We start from the raw sequence: 21,727 nt of genomic DNA, 5'->3' as shown, positions 1-21,727 counted from the left end.
TTTTCTTGGTCGAAAGATCGGATCGTGGAACGGGCACTTAGTTCAATTTAATTAATTCTTATCCCGAGCTGAGGTTAGTTAACGTTTGGCTACATTGACAACCAAAAAAGGGATTACTAAGTTAATCCCTTTTTTATCAGTTATATAAATGGTATTTATATAACTTGCTACTAGTTTTTTAAGTGAAGACATTCATCATTCAGGTATTCCATAGACTCATTAACAAACACTAAAGTTCGCTGGCGATAACAAAAATAGCTATTAATACCTTCAGGAAAATGCCCAGATATGGTATTACCTATTTTCTTTGCTGTATTTATGATGTCGTTATCAATACGAAAAGGGTGCTTTATAATAAAATCTTTGTTGAGACGCCACATAATATCTAAGCCTTCGCTCGATGAATATTCAGAAAGTTTTTGATAAAGTGTTTCCCCTTTTCTAAAAGGACGATTTTCTTCAGTGCCACGCCAGCTTCTAGGGTAAGAACGGGTACTTATCTGTTTAGCTTGTAATATTTTAACTAAATCACCTTCGGGCTCAGGCAAAAAGATAACATTATTTACTATTTTTCTGTCTTCTTTATCGCCATACACTTTAGCATAAAAATTAGATAGTCCTTCCGCTGCAGCATTTGGCCTTTTAGATTTTAGTTGCTTTTTTATCGCGTCACTAGCTTCAGCTGTTAATGATTGTGCATCATCTTGATTTGACGAAAGCAGTAAATCCTTATTGAGAAAAAAAGCAATAGCAAGCCCAATTAAGATAGCTGCAATAATAGCACTTCGAATCCAAAACCCCATATAGGTACACTTCCAATTGCTATAATGTTAAATATAATATAAGGCTATACCATACAAAATAGTTAAAAAATTATCAAAGAATAATCGTATATAGTGTCATTGATTATTCATTACTTGTAGTAAGAGTTATTTGTAAAAAGAAGGTTCATCTGGATTTGGGCGAGTTTTAAATCGTCGATGCAACCACATATACTGTTCTGGTCTTTGAGATATCGCTTTTTCTAATTCTTGGTTTACACGAATTAAATCAGCTTCGTCATCTTTACTTGGAAAGTTATCGAATGGTGGTGAAATTGTTAAAGTATAGCCACTGTCATCTTCATTTCTAATGGGAACAATCATCATTGTTTCAACATTTTTTTGTCGAGCAAAAATTAATGTACCTGTTGTTGTCGCGGTTTTTTTAACGCCAAAAAAGGGTACAAACAAGCTACGGTTTCTACCGTAATCTTGATCGGGTAGGTAAATACAAGCTTCTTTATCTTTCAACGCTTTTATAAGGCCTTTAACATCTTTTTTACCCAACATATATTTATTTGAACGCCCACGTCCACGAAATTGGAAAAACTCCATTAAAGGATTATTATGTGGTCGATAAAACACTACCATTGGGTGTCCATAGCCTATTCCACGAGCATTGATTTCTACACTTAAGTAATGCATTGCAAGCAGCAGAATGCCTTTACCTTCACTTTGTGCTTTTTCTATATGCTCTAATCCAATCACATTAAACTTTCGTTTAATACGCCAATCCGGCCACCACCAACCCATGCCAGTCTCAAATAATGCAATGCCCGTGTTTTCGAAGTTTTTCTTTAATATTACTTCTCTTTCTTGCTCGCTCATTTCTGGAAAGCACAACTTTAAGTTAACATCCGCAATATGTTTTCTTTTGGATCCTATTTTATAAAGTAGACGTCCTAGCATTCGACCTAAGCCTAATTGCCACTTGTAAGGGAGCCACGAAATACTATAAAGAATAAAAACCCCTAGCCAAGTTAACCAGTATTTAGGCAATAAAAAGGCTAGTTTAAAATCAGGCTGTAAAACTTTATTTTTACTCACAGTGTTTTCTCTTGATAGGATTAAGGAGATTATTTGATGTTGATTATATCGATTAACGGCAGTTATGTGAAAGAAGAACTGACGGTTTTATTAAAAGTGCGGTTACTTTTAGTTGTAATCTAATTGTTCAATGTATTTTAAGTAAAACGGTATTAGTAATTAAGGTGCTTTTATTATAAAAAAGGGGACGTATTAAATAGGTCCCCTTAGTTACTTTATTTTTGAATATTACTTTGCAGCCATTAATCCTGTATTAATAGCTGTGATGTCTTCATCGGTAATAGTACCGCCAGCACGTTTTAATAATAATACATTTTGGATGTAAGCATAACGCGTTGACGATAGGTTACGTTTGGCATTGTATAAGTTACGTGTGCTATCTAATACGTCTACAATAGTACGCGTACCCACTTCGAAACCAGCTTCGGTGGCTTCTAATGCTTTGGTTGCACTTAGCACTGATTGTTCAAAAGCTTTAATACTTGAAATACTTGCTACCACTGTGTTGTATGCATTACGAGTAGTACGAACGACCGAACGGTGTGTTTGCATTAAATCTTGGCTCGCTAGGACAAAATTATTTTGCGCTGTACGGACACTGCTTTCTATTGCACCACCAGAATAAATAGGTACATTAAGAGTTACGCCTACAGAATAATCATTTAAAGCTGGAGTATTCACATTAATTGAGTTTATATTGGAGTCGCTATCATTACTGTTATAACTAGCGTCAAAATCTAAAGTTGGATAATGACCGGCTTTAGCTGAACTAATTGTTTGCTTGGCAATTTCAATACCAACTCGCGATGCAATTAAATCTAAGTTTTTTGCTTCAGCTGCTTTTTGCCATTCATCAGCACTATTTGGAGTAGGTGTTGATGTGCTAAAACGATCTGTATTTAATACATTGATGCTTTTAGGGTAGTTATTAGTAATAACACGCAACTCTTCTTCTGCACTAAAAATTGCATTTTTAGCACGAATTTCCTCTGTCACCGCAGTATCATATTGAGCTTGAGCTTCATGTACATCTGTTATTGCTGTTAAACCTACAGAAAATCGTTGCTTGGTTTGTTCAAGTTGGCGAGCAATAGCGGCTTTTTCTGCTTGAGCAAAAACTAGGTCATCTTTGGTGCTTAATAAAGAAAAGTACGCTTGTGCAACACGTACAATTAAATCTTGTTTTGCTACTTGATAAACCAAATCACTTTGGTGTGCTGATTTTTCAGCTATGTTTAAACGTAACCAACTATCATGATGATAAAGTTGCATATTTAAATTCGCGCCATAACCTAACGATTTAAACTCTGTTGTGTATACATCGTTCAGATCATAGTCATAACTTTCGCTTTCACCATCACTGTAATTCGCATATGCGCTGATTTGTGGTAATAATGCTGAACGTGCCAGTGTAATGTCTTCTTTGACTATTTCAAATTGAGCTCGAGCTTTTAAAACAACGGTGTCGTTTAATAAAGCTTGTTGATAAACCGATAATAAGTCTTCGGCTTGAGTATTAGTTGCTGTAATTGAACCTACAAGAGCTATAATTATTGTACTTAAAGTTTTTTTCATGAGTCGAGCTTTCCTTGGGATATGAGTTCCCGTTTATAGTGATATAATGAAATATCGTTATATATACAAGATTATGTTACAGGGGTTTTAAAACTAACCAAATAAAATCAATAATTGATAGTGTAACAAATTATGATTAAAAAGAGAGTGTTTATGCAAGATAATCAAAGTAAATCAATACCTATGTTGCAATATAACCAAAATGACGTATCAATAGCAGCAATTAATACTAAGTATCAAGGTTTTTTTAAAGTAGATGAATATCAGCTTAAGCATAAACTGTTTTCACAAAAATTCAGTGAAAGCATTACACGTGAAGTATTTGAACGTGGTGATGCAGTTGTAGTGATGCTTTATGATGCTATCGAAGATAATTTATTATTTTTAGAACAATTTAGAGCAGGTGCATTACGTACAGAACAAACTCCTTGGTTACTTGAGTTTGTCGCTGGGATGTTTGAAAGTGACGAGGACCCAATTGATGTGGCGATACGGGAAACGAAAGAAGAAGCGGGTATTAGCTTAGAAGCTAGCGCTGTGAGGCCTATAATGAAATACCTTTCGAGCCCTGGCGGAATGAGTGAATGTATTCATCTATATTGGGCTAAGTTCGATAGCAATAAAGTATCACCGGGTAGTATTTATGGTTTAGATGATGAAAACGAAGATATATTACTTCATATTATTTCGCGGACAGAGGCTTTAGCACTATTAAAAGAGGGAAAAATTATTAACGCATCCACCATTATTGGTTTGCAATGGTTAGCGATGAATTATCCCAACCTGTAGGTTGAATTTATGAGGCATATGCTTCAAGATCAACTATTCCTCGGTTTTAATAAATGACATACATATAGTACACGAAGTACAACTATATGTATAAAAAATACAACAGCATAGCCCAGCATAGGATATTAGTGAGTTTTTTCCCAAATAGCACAGTAAATAGAAGAACAAGGTATCAACCTAACTTAGTTAGCTTGATGACCTTGTGTGCTAACAATTATTTTTTATTATTGAAAGTACAAGCTGATCAAACAGCACTTAATCAACAACGCCATTTCTTTATTAATGAGCATCTTACTTATGTGGTTACGGTGAATGAAGTCACTCGCTATACATCACTGATTACTTTTGAACAAAAAATGTTTACTCAAACGGCCAATAAAAGTAAAACATATACTCAGTCGCTTCAACCTCGTATGAGTATTCGTTTATACCACGATGCTCGTATGGCTGAAGTCATTAGTAATCAAGATGTTTTTCAAGTGCAACCTCGTTATGATTACCCAAATAAAGATATGCATCAACAAGATGAAAAACAACAAATCAATCAATTTTTAAACGAGTGGTTACATCTTTGTCTAGAGCATGGTCAGGTTCATTTAGCGCTAAAAACGAACGGATAATAAACACATGAACAATTCAAAAAAAACTTTTATTATCGCTCAATTTAGTGATTGTCATTTATTTTCCGATAAGCAAGCTAAGCATCTAGGTGCCAATGTTTGGCAAAATTTGAGTCGAGTATTAACTGATATTGCTCAACGAACAAATATTGATAGTATTGTTTTTACTGGTGACCTTACTCAAGATCATAGTGAAAATTCTTATCAACATTTTGTGCATGCTGTTAAGCAAGCAAAATTCGCTATGCCGGTATATTTCTTAGCGGGTAACCATGATGATCGTGATTTATTGACGCAACATTTAATAGCGCCTACTTTTCAAACCAATAAAACACTTGATAATGATTTTTGGCAAATACAATTATTAGATAGTAAAAGTGATACACCGTCAGGCTTAATTTCCGCACAAAAATTACAAAGAGTATCGCAGCAAATGGATCGTACTAAATTTCAATTGTTAATGATGCACCACCATCCTATTGATGTCGGCTACTATATTGATAAGCATGGATTATTAGCACAAGAGGATTTTTGGAATAAAATTGCAGAGTTAAATGAAAAAAACGCTAAAATTAAAGGGATTGCATGTGGACATGTTCATCGAGGAGTGCATTTATCTAAACAAAATGTTGATGTCTATACTTGCCCGGCAACTTCTGTGCAGTTTGGTGATACAAAAGAAGAAATAGGCTCTATTTTACCAAGTTATCAACTCCTTTATCTTGAAAGAGATGGTACAATGAGTCGTGAAATTATTGTGTTTTAATATAGCTTTTTTATATAAAAGACTATTGAAGATAGGGAAATATTATTTAGGATGAAATATATAACAATATGAAAAAAAATATTCTTTATCTACATGGTTTTAATTCATCTCCTTATTCATCAAAAGCGGAGCAAGCTCGCCAGTATTTTCAGGATAATTTTCCAGATATTAATTTTATTTGTCCTCAGTTAGCTAATTCACCTACGGAAGTATTGTTGCAGTTAGAGCACATTCTTAAATCAGATAGCTTAATGGGTGTAAATAATAGCACTTGGTTTTTAATCGGCTCATCATTAGGTGGTTACTTCTCTCATTATTTAGCAAATAAATATCAACTTTCTGCGGTATTGATCAATCCAGCAATTAAGCCTTATAGTTTATTAGAGCACTATATTGGTGAACAAATAAACCCTTATACCAATACAGTTTATCAAGTAACAGAGCAACATATGCTTGATCTTAAAGCGATTGAACAAAGTGCTCCAATGGATAGTGATGAGAAAAAAAATAATTACCTAATTATGGTACAAACAGGTGATGAAGTGTTAGATTATCAACAAGCAGTTGAGAAATTTAAATATAGCCGTCTTATCATTGAACAGGGCGGTAATCATAGTTTTGTTGGATTTGATAAAAAACTTCCAATGATTGCAGAATTTTTTCAACTATAAGCCAAGTTGGGAAAATAAAAACGATACATATACTTACATAGATAGAAAATAAACCATGACCGACCAATATAATTCAGATTCCATTGAAGTACTTAGCGGCTTAGATCCTGTACGCCACCGCCCTGGAATGTATACTGATACCACGCGTCCTAATCACTTGGGTCAAGAAGTTATTGATAACTCAGTGGATGAAGCTCTCGCTGGGCACGCTCAAAATATTAGTGTTATTTTAGATACCGATCAGTCACTTGAAATAACTGATGACGGTCGAGGTATGCCAATAGATATTCACCCTGAAGAAGGGGTATCAGGTGTTGAGCTTATTTTTTGTAAATTACATGCAGGTGGAAAATTTTCCAATAAAAACTACCAATTTTCTGGTGGTTTACATGGTGTAGGTATTTCGGTTGTTAATGCTTTATCAACCCGGGTTGATGTAACGATTAGGCGCGACAGTAAAGTTTATGAAATGGCGTTTGAGAATGGTTATAAAGTTGAAGAGCTAGCTGAAACAGGCACAGTAGGAAAACGTAATACCGGAACGCGTGTCAAGTTTTGGCCTGATCCTAAATACTTCGATTCAGCAAAATTTTCGGTATTAAAATTAACACACTTATTAAAAGCTAAAGCAGTATTATGCCCAGGCTTAACGATTAAGTTTCATGATAAAATTGAAAATAAAAAGCATGAATGGTGTTATGAAGACGGATTAACTGACTACCTAAAAGAATCAGTTAAAGGCTATGAAAGCTTACCTGAACAGCCTTTTGTGGGTGACTTTACTACGCAAACCGAAGCAGCAAACTGGGCTGTAACTTGGTTACCTGAAGGTGGTGAAAGTGTTGGCGAAAGTTATGTAAACTTAATCCCAACAGTCGCTGGTGGTACACATGTTAATGGTTTGCGCCAAGGTTTATTAGAATCTATGCGTGAATTTTGCGAGTTTCGTAATTTAATTCCGCGTGGTATCAAACTTACGCCTGACGATATTTGGGATAAATGTAGTTATATTTTATCCATAAAAATGCAAGATCCGCAATTTGCAGGTCAAACTAAAGAGCGTTTATCTTCTCGTCAATGTGCAGGCTTTGTAACTGGCGTTGTAAAAGACGCTTTTAGCTTATGGTTAAATGAACATACCGATATAGCTGAATCGTTAGCTGAATTTTGTATTAGTAACGCCCAAAAACGTATGCGTGCTAGTAAAAAAGTAGTGCGTAAAAAAATAACACAAGGTCCTGCGCTACCAGGCAAGTTAACTGATTGTGGTAGCCAAGATTTATCTCGTACGGAATTATTTTTAGTTGAAGGTGACTCTGCTGGTGGTAGTGCCAAGCAAGCACGTGACCGTGAAACACAAGCGATAATGCCATTGCGAGGGAAAATTCTTAATACTTGGGAAGTAGAATCTGGGCAAATTCTTGCTTCACAAGAAGTACATGATATTTCTGTTGCTTTAGGAATTGACCCTGATAGTAATGACTTATCAGAATTACGCTACGGTAAAGTGTGTATCTTGGCCGATGCTGACTCGGATGGACTTCATATCGCGACATTGCTTTGTGCCTTATTTACACAACACTTTTTACCTTTAGTACAAGCCGGACATGTTTATGTTGCTATGCCGCCCTTGTATCGTATTGATGTTGGGAAAGAAGTATTTTATGCCCTAGATGAAGCGGAAAAGGATAGTATTCTTGATCGAATAGCTGCAGAGAAAAAGCGTGGTAAAGTTAACGTACAACGCTTTAAAGGTTTGGGTGAAATGAATCCTCTTCAGCTTAGAGAAACGACGATGGATGCCAATACTCGTCGTTTAGTACAACTGACTGCGTTAGATGAAGAACACAGCGAAACCATTGAAATGATGGACATGCTTCTATCCAAAAAACGCTCAGGAGATCGTAAAGAATGGCTCCAAACTAAAGGCGATATGGCTGTAGTACAATAATGTTTTAGCCATAAATTGACAAATTTAGTACATAAACCTGTAATTAATAATAAGTGTTTATGCTATTTTCTTACTATTTTTAAGCGATAATTTATGGCAACTTATACTCTTCAATGCCAATGATCTTTTGTGTAAATAAATATATCGATGTTACTCGAAGTTGATGTTATTAAATATTAAATTTAACGTCGTTTAGCTTGAATAGCATTTGTTTAAAAAATTCACTTTATACTAGTTTGATAATTATCACATTTATAGGCCAATTGTATTGTTATTTAAGCGTATTTCACAGTGTTTGATTTTACTATTTTCTTTTGTGTATATTGCAACGAGCTTAGCTGTAGCTATACCAAAGAAAGAAGATAGTGTTGTTGGCTTTGATGAAGCCGCAATAAAAATAGAACAATTAATTGATAACAATATACCTTTAGCGAAATTTGAATTAGAAAAATATGCTAAATTAATTGGTAAATTACCTTTAGAGCAACAAATTACCTATCAGCACTTGTTGACTGATATTTATATTTTGCAAGGGAAGTTTCATTTAGCAAAACAAAGTGCCACCGACGGCCTATCACTAACCTTACAACTTTCTAGCCCTAGTTTATTAATTTCTGAATTACTTTATAACCGCGGTTTAGCCTATGAAAATATTGGTGAAACTGAGCTGGCGGCTAAAGATTATGAAAGTGGCTTAGCATTAGCTAAATCACTGCATGATAATGTTTTAATCTCAACGGGGTTGATGAAATTAGGGGGAATATATTATTTAACTGATCGATATGAAAATTCGTTACTCGTCTTAAATGATGCTTACAGTATTGCTAAGCAAACCGATGACGAAAAGCTCAAGGGAGCTGTGAATTTTGAGTTAGGGACTTTATATACTCACCTAAATAGAAATAAGCAAGCAATGGTTTATTATCAGCAGTCTTACGAACATTATAAACGTTCTAATCAAGCAATATTATCACTGAACGCGTTAGTGAATATTGGTATGAATCATGTTTCTGAAAATGAGTATGAACAAGCGATAATTGCCTATGAAACCATTATTAATGAACCAGATAGTGCTGAAGTTAATAAAATTATGTACAGCGCTTATTTGGGATTATCATGGGCTAATTTAAAGAAAAATAATCCTAACCCTGAAGCAAGTTATCAATATTTATTACTGTCTAAGCAGTATATAGGGAATATTGAACAATATGATATTGAATTACAATATTATGTCGATGAAGCTTTTATATTGTTTGAACTTAAACGCTTTAATGAAGTTATTGATAGTATTAATCGAATTGATAAAATTTTAGTAAGTCAAATGCCGTTAGGTCACTTAAAAATTCAAACACGTATCAATATTGTTGATTTACAATCTAAAACATATTTTGAATTAGGTGATTATCAAAAAGCTTATGAGTTACAAGAACACCGCTTAGTGCTAACTCGGTTATTACGTGATGAAAAAGAAACACAGTCAATTGCAGCAGTACGCTTAGCGCTTGAAGCTAAAGAGGCGGACCTACACAAAAAAGTATTAGAAAATAAACAGGCCTTGCAACAAATATCGTTGTTAGAAGCAGAGCAAAAGCAGAAAAGACAGAAGCTTTATTTACTTTATATCGCCGTTGTTGCCTTAATATTTGCATGGTTATTAGTTAAGTTAGTACAAGGTCAACATAGGTTATATCAAGTATCGAGTATTGATATGCTTACAGGTATTTCAAATCGCCGTGAATTGATGAAGAAAGGTAAAAAACTATTTCAACAATCGAAAACTAGCAATACAGAATTTAGCGCGCTAATGATTGATATTGATTATTTTAAAAAGATAAATGATCAATTTGGTCATGAGTGTGGCGACCTAGTGCTGAAAAAAGTGGTAGAACTTGGCAAAGCATTAATGCGCAAAACAGATGTTTTTGGTCGTTTTGGTGGCGAGGAATTCGTTGCACTTTTACCAAATACGTCTAAATCTCAAGCTAATATTATTGCCGAACGTTTTCGGGTCGCTGTTGAAGCATATATTTGGGATAGTAATGGTTCATTACCGGAATCATTGCATGTCACTATTAGTATTGGTGTCGCTAATAGTATCGACTTTACTAATGGCGAGTCGACTGATCTCTCCACCTTAATTAAAAAAGCGGACGAGCTACTTTATCAGGCAAAAGAGCAAGGCCGAAATAGGGTGTGTAGCTAATGATTATGCGTTGGGCTCTGTTCTTATTTTTTATTGCATCTATTTTGTTAAATGCTGCTGTGGCGGCAGAAGGCTTACCAGGTGAGCATAATAAAGTGATACCAGCTAAAGAGTTTAAACTTCGTAAGGATATTGTCGATTTAGCTGAACAATCCGTCCCTTTACCGGAGAATGTAAGTGCTTTATTGAATGATATATCAATATTAAATAGTGCTGTTAACTATGCTGAACAGTATTTGATTTTATTGATTAAAGCAAAGGTAAAGCAACAAGCTCAGCAACATAACGAGGCGATTTTGTTAATAGAACAAGCTAAATTATTATCAAAATATATTACTAAAGAGCAGTTAATTCGCCCGCTCTTTGCAAACGCTTATTTGGTTCTCGCTGATAGCTACGCTGAAGTTAAAGATTATGATAATGCTTATAAAAACAAGAAGATTTTTGTCGATAAATATAACGAGTATCGCGATAAGACACGCCAAAAAAATATTGAGAAATTAACTGAGAACTCTGAAGTTGCACAAAAAATATCAGAAAATAAATTACTGGCAAATCAAAACAAGTTAAAAGAATTGCGTATTGCCGATGTACATGCCCAGCAAGAAGATCAACAAAGACGATTTTTATTCATTTTTTGTACTATTTTATTGTTTATTTTATTACTGTTAAGGAAACTTAAAGTTAGAAAGAAACTGTTAGTATTAGCGAAAACAGACAGTCTTACCGGCTTATTGAATAGAACCGAGCTATTTAATCAGGGGCATAAACTAGTTCAAGACACCAAAGAGCAAGGTTTAGAGCTGAGTGTATTACTGTTAGATATTGATCATTTTAAATTGATAAATGATAAATATGGTCACTCTGTTGGCGATTTAGTGTTAGAAAAAATAGCCAGCCTTGTAAGTGAAACCATGAGAGCCCGAGACGTTTTTTCTCGTTTAGGGGGAGAAGAGTTTGTTTCTCTTTTACCTAATACTAATCTTGATCATGCCAAAGCAATTGCTATGCGTGTAATAGAGAAAATAGCACAATATAATTTTAATGAACTAGGCGTTAACGAGAATATAACGGTAAGTATCGGTGTGGCTAATCTGAAAGATACTAATCCTGAATTTGATGATATTTTACATGCAGCTGATTTAGCTATGTATCAAGCAAAAGCCGAAGGAAGAAACCAAATGGTTAGTTATGAAGCTATTGTTAGGGACAGAGAAAGGCGTTCTAACAATTAGACTAACTATTTGAATTCACTTGGCTATCAAAATCATATAAGCTGTAGTTAATATTGGCGTTTATTAATTGTTACAAGAGAAATTAATCGCATTAACTTTTGCGATACTAATGTTTATGGGAATAGGAAAATCATTTCATGTCTGATGTGCTCGAATATAGTCCAGACGGGGTAGAACAAGTTCCTCTACGACGTTTTACAGAAGAAGCTTATTTAAACTACTCAATGTACGTTATTATGGATAGAGCCTTACCGCATATCGGTGATGGCTTAAAGCCAGTACAACGTCGTATTGTTTATGCGATGTCAGAGCTTGGTTTATCGGCGACGGCAAAGTATAAAAAATCTGCGCGTACTGTTGGTGATGTACTAGGTAAATTTCACCCGCATGGTGATAGCGCCTGCTATGAAGCTATGGTGTTAATGGCCCAACCATTTTCTTATCGTTATCCGTTGGTTGATGGTCAAGGGAACTGGGGGGCGCCAGATGATCCTAAATCATTCGCGGCAATGCGTTATACAGAATCTCGTTTATCACGCTTTAGTGAAGTTTTACTGGCTGAATTAGGGCAAGGAACGGTTGACTGGGTGCCAAACTTTGATGGCACTATGGAAGAGCCTAAAACTTTGCCTGCTCGTTTACCACATATTATGCTTAACGGTATAACAGGTATTGCCGTTGGTATGGCGACAGATATTCCACCGCATAATGTACGTGAAATAGCGGATGCTTGTGTGCATTTAATTGATGAGCCTAAAGCTGAAGTCTCAGATTTATTAACCTTTGTTAAAGGCCCTGATTACCCGACAGATGCTGAAATCATAACACCTAAGGCTGATATTGAAAAAATATATCAAACTGGGCGAGGTAGTATCAAAATGCGAGCCGTTTATGATATTGAGCATGGAGAAGTTGTTATTACAGCTTTACCTCACCAAGCATCAGGCGGCAAAATATTAGAACAAATAGCAGGACAAATGACGGCGAAGAAATTGCCTATGGTTATTGATCTTCGTGATGAGTCTGATCATGAAAATCCTGTTCGTTTGGTTATTGTTCCTCGCTCAAACCGAGTTGATATTGAACAATTAATGCAGCACCTATTTGCCAGCACAGATTTAGAAAAAAGTTATCGTGTTAATATCAACATGATTGGCTTAGATAACCGTCCAGCAGTTAAAAACCTAAGGGAAATATTATCTGAGTGGCTTGAGTATCGCCGGGAAACAGTACGCCGACGCTTACAATACCGTTTAGACAAAGTACTTGCACGGTTACATATCTTAGATGGCTTACTCGTTGCTTATTTGAATATTGATGAAGTGATTGAGATCATCCGTGGTTATGATGATCCAAAAGCAGAATTAATGTCACGCTTTGCGCTATCTGAAATACAAGCACATGCTATTTTAGAAATTAAATTAAGACAATTAGCTAAATTAGAAGAAGTAAAAATTCGTGCAGAGCAAGACGAGTTACGTAAAGAGCAAGATTATTTAGAAAAAATTCTTAACTCAAAAGCACGTATGAATACGTTAATGAAAAAAGAAATATTAGCCGCGTCTAAAGAATATGGTGATGATCGCCGTTCTAAATTAGTAGAGCGCAGTGAATCAAAAGCATTAACTGAGAAAGATCTTGTGCCAAGTGAAGCTGTAACTGTTGTTGTGTCAGATAAAGGGTGGGCTCGTTGTGCCAAAGGCCATGACATAGATGCTACTGCGTTAAGTTATAAATCGGGTGATTCTTATTTATGTTCAGCTAAGGGACGGAGTAATCGACCTGTTGCCTTTATTGACTCGTCAGGACGAGCTTTTACTACGGATGCTCATACATTACCGACAGCGCGAAGCCAAGGTGAACCACTAACTGGACGGTTTAGTTTGGCGGCAGGCGAAAACTTCGTTCATTGTGTTATGGCTGAAGATGACGCTAAATATTTATTAGTGAGTGATGCTGGTTACGGTTTTGTTAGTAGCTTTAGTGATATGATTAGTCGTAATAAAAATGGTAAAGCGATGATCTCCTTACCGCAAGCGGCAAAAGTATTAGCACCACAATTAATTGAAAATATTGATAGTGATTCATGTCTTGCTATTACAACCGAAGGACGAATGTTAGTCTTTCCTGTACAAAATCTACCGATACTGAGTAAAGGTAAGGGGAATAAAATTATAAATATTCCAACTGCTAGAGCAAAATCTAGAGAAGAGTTTGTAACGGTATTGGCAATAGTGCCAGATGGCGCTTCGGTAACAATTCATGCTGGTCGTCGTAAGTTAACTTTAAAATCAATTGATATTGATCATTATCGTGGTGAAAGAGGGCGTCGAGGTAATAAGCTGCCACGAGGTTTACAACGAGTTGATTATGTAGAAATTGAACCTGTTAATGCTAATCTTGTACAAGAATCAGCGTTAGAGCCTGATAATAATAACGATAGCACACCAACAGAATAGCCATAGTAAATAAAGCTTTTAAGGGGGGAGGATCTCTCTTAAAAGCTTTATTTAAGCGCAATTAACTAAAGTGTAAATAACAATTGTTTTCATTGTTTAATCTCTGATTTAGGAGTATCATTTTAACAATAGTAATTCTCATTAACCTTAATCTTAAGTTTAGTTTTAGATATTTTCACTGTGCTTAACGCATATCTAAAAGCAGAGAATATTCCATTTTTACCTTACTGATCACTTTATTTTATAGTTTGTGTGATAAGTGTAGCTATAAGGCATAACCAATGACTTTAGTTGATGTAGCAAGAAACCAAGTAGTTAAAATTAGTGCACTCCCACTTGATGAAACATTATCCGCTCAACTTTTAGAGCAAGGTTTTACGTTACGAACTGAAGTGGCTTTAGCTCATAAAGCACCTTTTAATGGCCCATTAGCTTATCGTTTACACAACACCAAAATATGTATTCAACGTTCTGTAGCTGCACAAATTCAAGTTACTGCCGTTTAAGTCTATCTAATTAAACTTAGGGTTATCAGTTTTAAATAAAACTGTTTTCAGTAAATCTTATATGAGTTTTTTTTCATGAGTTGTTGTTCTAATTCTTCATCCTGTTCCGAGGAGGTATCACCCTCTAAAGATCTACATTACGCTTTGGTTGGTTTTGCTAATTCAGGTAAAAGTACGTTATTTAACCTTTTAACATCTCGCCATAATAAATCGTCTAAGCAAAACGTTGGTAATTTTTCTGGTATTACAGTATCTGCTAAAAAAGCCTCACTACAATTAAATAATGTTGATGCTTACCTTTCTGATTTACCTGGTTTAAGTTCACTTTCTCAACGTGGCGAACAAGGTAAAGATTTATCTATCTCACAGCAATTTATTCAGCAAAAAGATATCGATTGCATTATTAATGTTGTTGATATTAATCAATTAAGCCGACAGCTGTACCTTACTACCCAATTGCTTGAATTGGGTATACCTATGATGCTTGTATTAAATAAAACCGATAGAAAAAAGCATGCTTGGGTTGATATTGATAAGTTAAGTGAAGAATTAGGCTGTCCTGTTGTTGCTGTAAGCGCTCAAAATAAAAGCACATTTGATATTATAGAAAGAAAACTACTTGTTTGCTCTACACAAGAAAAATCAGCACCAAGTCAAGAAAGTCTTCAACCAGAAAGTTTATCATCAATTCAGGCGAGGCAAGATTTTGCATCTGATATCATCGCTAGAGTTAGTGTAACTGGTGGTGGCGCAAGCTTTTCTGATTACTTAGATAATGTTGCATTACATCCACTTACTGGTGTACCAATATTTTTAGGTATGATGTATTTACTTTTTATGTTTGCTATTAATGTAGGAAGTGCGTTTATTGATTTTTTTGATATTCTTAGTGGTACCTTTTTTGTTACTTACCCGCTCCATCTCCTTGAGCCTTTAAATTTACCGCCATGGATTTTAACTATCATTGAAGGGGTGGGAAGTGGTATGCAAACGGTTGCTACTTTTATTCCTGTTATCGCTTGCTTATTTATTGGTTTATCTTTACTTGAAAATTCAGGCTATTTAGCGCGGGCTGCTTTTGTGGTTGATAGCGTAATGCAAAAAATTGGTTTGCCGGGTAAAGCGTTTGTACCACTAATTGTTGGCTTTGGTTGTACTGTTCCTGCAGTGATGTCGGCTAGAGTGCTGGATAGTGAAAGAGAGCGTATCACTACGGTTATGATGTCCCCTTTTATGTCATGTGGGGCTCGTTTGCCTGTCTATGCTTTATTTGCCGCAGCTTTCTTCCCTGATAGTGGTCAAAACTTGGTATTTCTTTTATATTTAATTGGTATCGCCGCTGCTATTTTTACAGGTTTTTTACTGAAAAAAACGGTGTTGTCGGGTACCAGTTCGCTTAATATTATGGAGCTACCACCATACGAAGTTCCGCATATTCGTGCTATTAGTAAACGCGTATGGCAACGAACTTATAGTTTTGTTACTGGGGCTGGTAAAACAATTGTTATTGTTGTGTGTTTATTAACCTTTTTTAACTCTATTGGTACTGATGGTAGCTTTGGTCATCAAGATAGCGAGCAATCTATTTTAAGCCGAAGTGCACAAGTAGTGATGCCCGTATTAGCTCCTATGGGAATTGAAGAAGAAAATTGGCAAGCTGGCGTTGGTATTATTACTGGTATTTTCGCAAAAGAAGTACTTGTTGCCACCTTTAATAGTTTATATTCCCCACAAAATGTGCCGGATAAAGGTGAACCTTCTTTTGAGGCGAGTTGGCAAGCAGCAACAGCCAGTATTAAAGAAAACCTGCTAGGTATTGCGCCAGATGATCCTTTAGGTATTAATGTAGGTGACTTGACGGATATAGAAGCTGTTGCTCAAGAGCAAGGAGTAGAGTTAAGTACTTATCAAGTAATGCAAGCTGCATTTGTTGGTCAGTTAGGAGCATTTAGTTATTTACTCTTTATTCTTTTATATACGCCCTGTGTTGCTGCAATGGGAGCAATAAAAAATGAAGTTGGAAGCCGTTGGGCAGGTTTTGCCGGCCTGTGGAGTTTTACCTTGGCTTATTTAATGGCAACTTTATGTTTTCAAGTCGGAAACTTTTTCGCTGCGCCTTTAATTGCCAGCCTCTATATTATTGCTGTATTACTGAGTTTTACTGGGATATATTTTTGGCTTAAACATAAGGGACGTAAGGTGTTAACGATCCCTGTCTCGGTGAGTTATTCATAACGTATCACTGATTTTAAAGCCTTTTATTACTAATTAGTGTATTCTTATTAATTAAATAGGCGATATTTAGAGTAAGGAAACGTAAGTGCGATTTTTCAAGTTGATTACGATAACGCTTGTTTCCTTATTTATCATTGTTACTGTCATTTTTGCCGGTATTTATAATGCTCGCATTTCAATTATAAATAACATCGCACAAAACCAATTTAGTTTAGTTCCCGTAAAAGCTACATGTTTTGAATTTAGTCTGACAAGTGATCTGTCAATTGCTGTGGATAATTTATGTTTACAAAGCCCAAAGGCGGATATAAACATTGTTGATACCATTATTCAGTGGCAGTACTCTCCTTTTAATATCACTAATATTGATGTGAATCTGCTTGAAATAAACGCTAAAGAGCATTTTTTTTCAAACATCAATCAGGTTTCTTTAAATAAGAAAGAAAGTACTACTAATGAAAGTATTAACGACTTATTATCGACGACACTAAGAACGTATGTCGAGCAGATTAAGCAACTTCAATTGCCGTTAAACTTGAATGTGGAACAAATTTCTTATTTACCTTTTACTGCACAAGATAAAACTACAATAGCAAAAGGGGTGACTTTAGAAAAAGCTCAATCACCTTATATTGCTCAGATCTCAAGCCTAGATAATACCTGGTTATTTTCATTGAAAAACCAAGACAATATTGCCTTTGCGAACCTTACATTAGTTCATGAGTTAGCAGGTTTTTCTATTACGTTTTCAAGTGAGTTAGAGCCATTAAAAACATTTGTTAGTGAGCACCGGTTACCGATCAGCACTAGATTACAACAGGATTTAAATGCTCATGAAGTCACAGGAAGTATTAGTTCATTAATAAAGTATCAAGCTGATAAGCTCAGTATGGAAAATCATATTACCGGCTTTGTATTAAACTCCGCTACTGGTATAGGTGATAGTGGTGCATTTAAACTCTCAGGGGAGCTTAATTTTAATAATCAGTTTGATTTAGATTCCAACGAGGTGAACAGTAAAAACAATGAAACCTTTAAAAAGAATAATAATACATCATCGAATAACAATAATGAGGCACTGACTCTCCAATTTATAGAACAAAATGAATTACTGTTGGAGTATCAGCAAGTATCGCTGTTGGCGCTACTCGAAAGAATTCAAGTTTCTCCAATAATAATGTCGGTAATGAAAGATAACCCAATACCGCAATTAGCACTTAAGCTCCAAGGCGATGCAGTAGTTAACTTTATCAAAGATGAACTAAAGCTTAGCTATCTAGAAATGAATGCGGGTAATGATGAAGTCACACATCAAGTTGTATTAGATAATAGTGCAGTAGCCTTGGCTAACACCGAAAGGTTTAATGCATTTACTGTTGAAGATTTTGTTCTTGATAGTGAAGTTAACTTGATAAGTATACCTAGTATAGCAAAGCTAACAACTACGCCAATTAATATACATTTGGCAGGGTCATTGCAGTCACTAAATAATCAAGCAAGGCTAAACTTAGCGGAAGACTCTGTGATCGAGCTTAACAATATAAAGGTGGTAGGGAACTCAGAACAAGGTAGTCAAACATTATTCAGTGTAAAAGCATTATCAACAGAACTGAAGGGACATGTGGCATTGTTAGAAGATAATAAGCTTCATATGAATATATCCGTTCTAAATAAAGCGAAACAAATGAATGTACCTAAGGCCATACAAGTGAACTCTTTTGAGTTGTTTAGTGAGGTAAAAGGCTCTTTGGATGATATAAGTATTAAAACCAGTACTAATGCTGATGGTGTGGATTTGGGTAATATTTTTATTACTGGCACAGTACAATCGCCGGCAATAGAAGTAATCGGAACAGGTTTACCGCTGACTGATTTACTCTCATTAAATATTAAATTGCCTATTAGTGTTGAGCTTATTGAGGGGACATTAAACTACAATGTATCGGGTCAACTACCAGACTTAAATCATATTACTCAAACTCACTTTGATGCCAATGTAGGTATTAAATCACTTAGTGGCGAAGTTGATGGTATTTGGCTACAGGACCTAAATTGGCAGCAACAATTCACCATAGAATCAGGAAATATAACTACAAACGCTAATAATAAAGAGAATATAACGATAGCGTTAATTGAGTCATTTACGCCTATTTCAAACCTTTCTGTTAATACTCGTTGGTCGTTTAGTGATAATAACTTCAAACTTGCTGTTAACAATCTTAAAGCTGATGCTTTTAGCGGAAGCATTTTTGTTCCTGATATGCACTGGCCTTTTGTCAAAGGGCATTCAGCTAATGTTCAGCTAGATAGTATAGACTTAGCGCAAGTGTTGGCATTAGATAAAAAGCAAGGTATTGTTGTTACAGGTGATATTTCAGGGCAAATTCCTGTTATGTTTGATGGTGATAAACTCATTATTGAAGCAGGCGAACTATACAATGTTAGTAATGGCTTAATACAAGTGATTAACAATCCTGCAGTAGCAGAGTTAAAAGCTAATAATAGTCAGTTACAATTAGCATTTGATGCACTGCAAAACCTGCATTATCATCAGCTTTCCTCTACAGTTTCAATGTTAGATGATGGTTATATGCAGTTAGATACAATAATAAAAGGTCGAAATCCTGATATTGATAACGATGTAAACTTGAATTTGAATTTAACTTACGACTTGTTAGGCTTGCTTGAATCCTTGTCAATAACACAACGTTTTGAAGAAATAATTATCAAAGGTTTACAAAAAAATAAGGAGTAAGTATGCGTAAAATACTAATAGCAGTATCCATTGTTTTCACTATGAGTGCTTGTACACATAAAGTAGAAGTTAGCGCAAAAGAGCCAATTACTATAAATTTAAATTTAAAAATAGATCATGAAATAAAAGTCAAAGTAGATAAAGAATTAGATGACATTTTTAGTGATGAAAGCGATGTTTTTTAGGGAGATATTATGAATAATGTAACGAAAAAATTAATAAAAAAATTAAGTGGTGTTCTTTTTATTTCAACAATCACTTTCTCTGCTTGGGCTATATCGCTAGGTGCAGCAAAGCAGCAAGGTTTAGTGGGTGAAATGTCTAATGGTTATTTAGGTGTTGTTGTGAATAGCCCTGAAGCTAAAAGCTTAGTTAATAGTGTTAATCAAAAACGTAAACAAATTTATATGGATTTAGCACGTAAAAATAAAATTACTATGGAGCAAGTGACGGCGTTGGCGGGAAAGAAAGCATTAGCTAAAACAAAGCCTGGTCATTTTATAAAAAATACTTCAGGACAATGGATTAAAAAATAAGTTTTGGAAGGCAAAGGGAGCTAGCGTCCCTTTGCCCTGATATTGCTAGCCGTTTATTATGAATGATGTACTTGCTGTAAAGACAAAGAAAAACAGCTGCCTTGGCCTAATTCACTCTCAACAACTAGTTCAGAATTTAATATCTTGCTCAGTTTTTGACTAATGGCTAAGCCTAAGCCGGCATGCGTTGTATTATCTTCAATAGCATTACTTGCTCGATACCTAGCATCAAAAATATAGGCAATATCTTCTTTACTAATGCCCGAGCCGTTATCGGTTACTGCAATTTTTATTTTGTCTGCTAACTGATTAACAATAATTGCAACTTCTCCATTCTCTGTAGTATGTCTTATCGCGTTTTCCAATAAGTTTGTGATTATACGTTCAAGTTTGGCGATATCAGAATAAACTACAAAACGGCATTGTTGCGGCTGCAGGCTTAAACGAATACCTTTCTCTTGTGCTTTGAGTGAGAACTTAGCAATAATGTCATGTAGTAATTCACCAACAGCAAAGGTCTCAAGACTCACGGTTACTTGACCATCTTCTAAATGTGCTAATTCAAAGATTTGATCAATCAAGCGTTTTAATTGCATACCATTTCGTTGAGCTGTTGCCATATAATCAGCACGAGCAGATTCTGTTAATTTGTCACCCTTTATGACTATTGTTTCTATATATCCTTGCATAGTCGCTAATGGTGTACGCAAGTCATGAGATAAATGGGCTAATAGCTCACTTCTAACACGATCATTTTCAGTAAGTTGTGATAGTTGTTGGTTAATTTGATTAACCATGGCATTAAAGCTTGACCCAAGCATATGAACTTCATTGCTTTGAGGGTTTTTCCAATGTGTTAATTTAACCTTAGATTGATCAAATTTAACTTCGTTAATGGCTTTCATCTCATTTGCTAGTTGTTTTATTGGTGCTGTGAAGTAACGAAATACTGCTAAAAGAATAAGTAGAAGCAGTAATAAGGAACCAATAAAAATTGCACCAAACTGCTGTAAATGTTCATCACTTTTCACTTGGCTAAAAATAGAGTCGTATATTTCTCCGCCTATAATAATATATAAATATCCTTGTAAATTATCACCACGATAGATTGGTGCGGCTGAGAATATTTTTTGTTTATTTAAATGACGAGGATCATCACCTAGCACAGGCATAATGTCAGGGTTCGAGATTAAGTTAACTAAGGGGCTTAAGTTAATTTTCTGGCGCTTTATTTTGTTAGCATCAGCTGAATAAGTAATAATATTTCCAGCAGGGTCGAGAAAGTAAAACTCAAATGAAGGACCCAATAACATTAGCGTATGAAATAAGTTTTTTAATGCCGCTTTATCATAGACACCATCTTGTAATAGCGGATTATCATGTGCTAAATGTTCGGCAAGTTGACTATGTAATTTTTGCTCTGCTTGTAATTTTGAATGTTCAGCTAAGGAGTTGCTCCAATAAAAAAGCATAGATGCTAAGATAATGAAAGCACAGCACACCGATAATGCTAGCCGTTGATAAAGTGAAAATTTCATGAAGAACTCTTTAATTACTA

At 35.2% G+C, this 21,727-nt stretch carries 17 protein-coding genes; 13 read left to right on the top strand and 4 right to left on the bottom strand.

Features of this window, described 5'->3' with window-relative positions:
- Positions 1-170: 170 nt before the first annotated feature.
- The 3 genes from Q4496_RS07205 to tolC all read right to left on the bottom strand — a co-directional run bounded on the left by Q4496_RS07205 (position 171) and on the right by tolC (position 3,443).
- The gene (locus Q4496_RS07205; RefSeq protein WP_303610142.1) at positions 171-803 is read right to left on the bottom strand and encodes a TcpQ domain-containing protein; all 633 of its coding nucleotides are present in this window, start codon (positions 801-803) and stop codon (positions 171-173) included.
- 126 nt (positions 804-929) lie between these two features.
- A complete protein-coding gene (gene lpxL / locus Q4496_RS07200) occupies positions 930-1,868 on the bottom strand; it encodes an LpxL/LpxP family Kdo(2)-lipid IV(A) lauroyl/palmitoleoyl acyltransferase (RefSeq protein ID WP_215973275.1) in 939 nt (312 codons plus the stop codon).
- Positions 1,869-2,096: 228 nt separating this feature from the next.
- Positions 2,097-3,443, bottom strand: a complete 1,347-nt coding sequence (tolC, locus tag Q4496_RS07195) for an outer membrane channel protein TolC (RefSeq protein ID WP_215973274.1) — start codon at positions 3,441-3,443, stop codon at positions 2,097-2,099.
- Positions 3,444-3,596: 153 nt separating this feature from the next.
- On the opposite strand from tolC, the gene Q4496_RS07190 reads away from it, so the two are divergent.
- From Q4496_RS07190 to Q4496_RS07130, 13 genes are all read left to right on the top strand, one after another.
- Positions 3,597-4,232, top strand: a complete 636-nt coding sequence (locus Q4496_RS07190) for an NUDIX domain-containing protein (RefSeq protein WP_215973273.1) — start codon at positions 3,597-3,599, stop codon at positions 4,230-4,232.
- Positions 4,233-4,360: 128 nt separating this feature from the next.
- Positions 4,361-4,852: a DUF1249 domain-containing protein gene (locus tag Q4496_RS07185; protein WP_215973272.1), complete on the top strand. Its 492-nt coding sequence runs from the start codon at positions 4,361-4,363 to the stop codon at positions 4,850-4,852.
- 7 nt (positions 4,853-4,859) lie between these two features.
- Complete coding sequence (locus Q4496_RS07180) at positions 4,860-5,618, top strand: metallophosphoesterase (RefSeq protein ID WP_215973271.1); 759 nt, start codon at positions 4,860-4,862, stop codon at positions 5,616-5,618.
- Positions 5,619-5,686: 68 nt separating this feature from the next.
- Entirely contained in the window at positions 5,687-6,289 is a 603-nt protein-coding gene (locus Q4496_RS07175; RefSeq protein ID WP_215973270.1) for a YqiA/YcfP family alpha/beta fold hydrolase, read from the top strand.
- Between the two features lie 55 nt (positions 6,290-6,344).
- The gene (parE, locus tag Q4496_RS07170; protein WP_215973269.1) at positions 6,345-8,240 is read left to right on the top strand and encodes a DNA topoisomerase IV subunit B; all 1,896 of its coding nucleotides are present in this window, start codon (positions 6,345-6,347) and stop codon (positions 8,238-8,240) included.
- 268 nt (positions 8,241-8,508) lie between these two features.
- Entirely contained in the window at positions 8,509-10,443 is a 1,935-nt protein-coding gene (locus Q4496_RS07165) for a GGDEF domain-containing protein (RefSeq protein ID WP_215973268.1), read from the top strand.
- The gene (locus Q4496_RS07160) at positions 10,443-11,678 is read left to right on the top strand and encodes a GGDEF domain-containing protein (RefSeq protein WP_215973267.1); all 1,236 of its coding nucleotides are present in this window, start codon (positions 10,443-10,445) and stop codon (positions 11,676-11,678) included. Before Q4496_RS07165 ends, Q4496_RS07160 begins: the two co-directional genes overlap by 1 nt.
- A 137-nt stretch (positions 11,679-11,815) precedes the next feature.
- Positions 11,816-14,137 (top strand): DNA topoisomerase IV subunit A, encoded by a 2,322-nt coding sequence (gene parC / locus Q4496_RS07155; protein WP_303610141.1) that lies wholly within the window; start codon positions 11,816-11,818, stop codon positions 14,135-14,137.
- 281 nt (positions 14,138-14,418) lie between these two features.
- Positions 14,419-14,643: a FeoA family protein gene (locus tag Q4496_RS07150; RefSeq protein WP_215973265.1), complete on the top strand. Its 225-nt coding sequence runs from the start codon at positions 14,419-14,421 to the stop codon at positions 14,641-14,643.
- A 75-nt stretch (positions 14,644-14,718) separates the two neighbouring features.
- Positions 14,719-16,878 (top strand): ferrous iron transport protein B, encoded by a 2,160-nt coding sequence (gene feoB / locus Q4496_RS07145; RefSeq protein WP_303610140.1) that lies wholly within the window; start codon positions 14,719-14,721, stop codon positions 16,876-16,878.
- A gap of 85 nt (positions 16,879-16,963) precedes the next feature.
- On the top strand, positions 16,964-19,633 hold the full coding sequence (locus Q4496_RS07140; protein ID WP_215973263.1) for a YdbH domain-containing protein: 2,670 nt from the start codon (positions 16,964-16,966) through the stop codon (positions 19,631-19,633).
- A 2-nt stretch (positions 19,634-19,635) separates the two neighbouring features.
- Positions 19,636-19,818 carry a YnbE family lipoprotein gene (locus tag Q4496_RS07135; protein ID WP_159818498.1) on the top strand — a complete coding sequence of 61 codons (183 nt, stop codon included), beginning with the start codon at positions 19,636-19,638 and terminating at the stop codon, positions 19,816-19,818.
- A gap of 9 nt (positions 19,819-19,827) precedes the next feature.
- The gene (locus Q4496_RS07130; protein WP_215973262.1) at positions 19,828-20,169 is read left to right on the top strand and encodes a YdbL family protein; all 342 of its coding nucleotides are present in this window, start codon (positions 19,828-19,830) and stop codon (positions 20,167-20,169) included.
- A gap of 56 nt (positions 20,170-20,225) precedes the next feature.
- Here the strand turns inward: Q4496_RS07130 and Q4496_RS07125 are convergent, their stop codons facing one another.
- Positions 20,226-21,707 (bottom strand): HAMP domain-containing sensor histidine kinase, encoded by a 1,482-nt coding sequence (locus tag Q4496_RS07125; RefSeq protein ID WP_215973261.1) that lies wholly within the window; start codon positions 21,705-21,707, stop codon positions 20,226-20,228.
- Positions 21,708-21,727 lie beyond the last annotated feature (20 nt).

The sequence above is a fragment of the Colwellia sp. 5_MG-2023 genome, assembly GCF_030547795.1.
Lineage (GTDB): Bacteria > Pseudomonadota > Gammaproteobacteria > Enterobacterales > Alteromonadaceae > Colwellia.
This window is presented reverse-complemented; position numbering and strand designations above follow the sequence as displayed.

What these genes read in the sequence shown, in the direction of transcription:
- Q4496_RS07205 (WP_303610142.1), bottom strand. Translation starts at nt 803, where the DNA reads ATGGGGTTTTGGATTCGAAGTGCTATTATTGCAGCTATCTTAATTGGG.
- tolC (WP_215973274.1), bottom strand. Translation starts at nt 3,443, where the DNA reads ATGAAAAAAACTTTAAGTACAATAATTATAGCTCTTGTAGGTTCAATT.
- Q4496_RS07190 (WP_215973273.1), top strand. Translation starts at nt 3,597, where the DNA reads ATGCAAGATAATCAAAGTAAATCAATACCTATGTTGCAATATAACCAA.
- Q4496_RS07180 (WP_215973271.1), top strand. Translation starts at nt 4,860, where the DNA reads ATGAACAATTCAAAAAAAACTTTTATTATCGCTCAATTTAGTGATTGT.
- Q4496_RS07175 (WP_215973270.1), top strand. Translation starts at nt 5,687, where the DNA reads ATGAAAAAAAATATTCTTTATCTACATGGTTTTAATTCATCTCCTTAT.
- parE (WP_215973269.1), top strand. Translation starts at nt 6,345, where the DNA reads ATGACCGACCAATATAATTCAGATTCCATTGAAGTACTTAGCGGCTTA.
- Q4496_RS07160 (WP_215973267.1), top strand. Translation starts at nt 10,443, where the DNA reads ATGATTATGCGTTGGGCTCTGTTCTTATTTTTTATTGCATCTATTTTG.
- parC (WP_303610141.1), top strand. Translation starts at nt 11,816, where the DNA reads ATGTCTGATGTGCTCGAATATAGTCCAGACGGGGTAGAACAAGTTCCT.
- Q4496_RS07150 (WP_215973265.1), top strand. Translation starts at nt 14,419, where the DNA reads ATGACTTTAGTTGATGTAGCAAGAAACCAAGTAGTTAAAATTAGTGCA.
- feoB (WP_303610140.1), top strand. Translation starts at nt 14,719, where the DNA reads ATGAGTTGTTGTTCTAATTCTTCATCCTGTTCCGAGGAGGTATCACCC.
- Q4496_RS07135 (WP_159818498.1), top strand. Translation starts at nt 19,636, where the DNA reads ATGCGTAAAATACTAATAGCAGTATCCATTGTTTTCACTATGAGTGCT.
- Q4496_RS07130 (WP_215973262.1), top strand. Translation starts at nt 19,828, where the DNA reads ATGAATAATGTAACGAAAAAATTAATAAAAAAATTAAGTGGTGTTCTT.
- Q4496_RS07125 (WP_215973261.1), bottom strand. Translation starts at nt 21,707, where the DNA reads ATGAAATTTTCACTTTATCAACGGCTAGCATTATCGGTGTGCTGTGCT.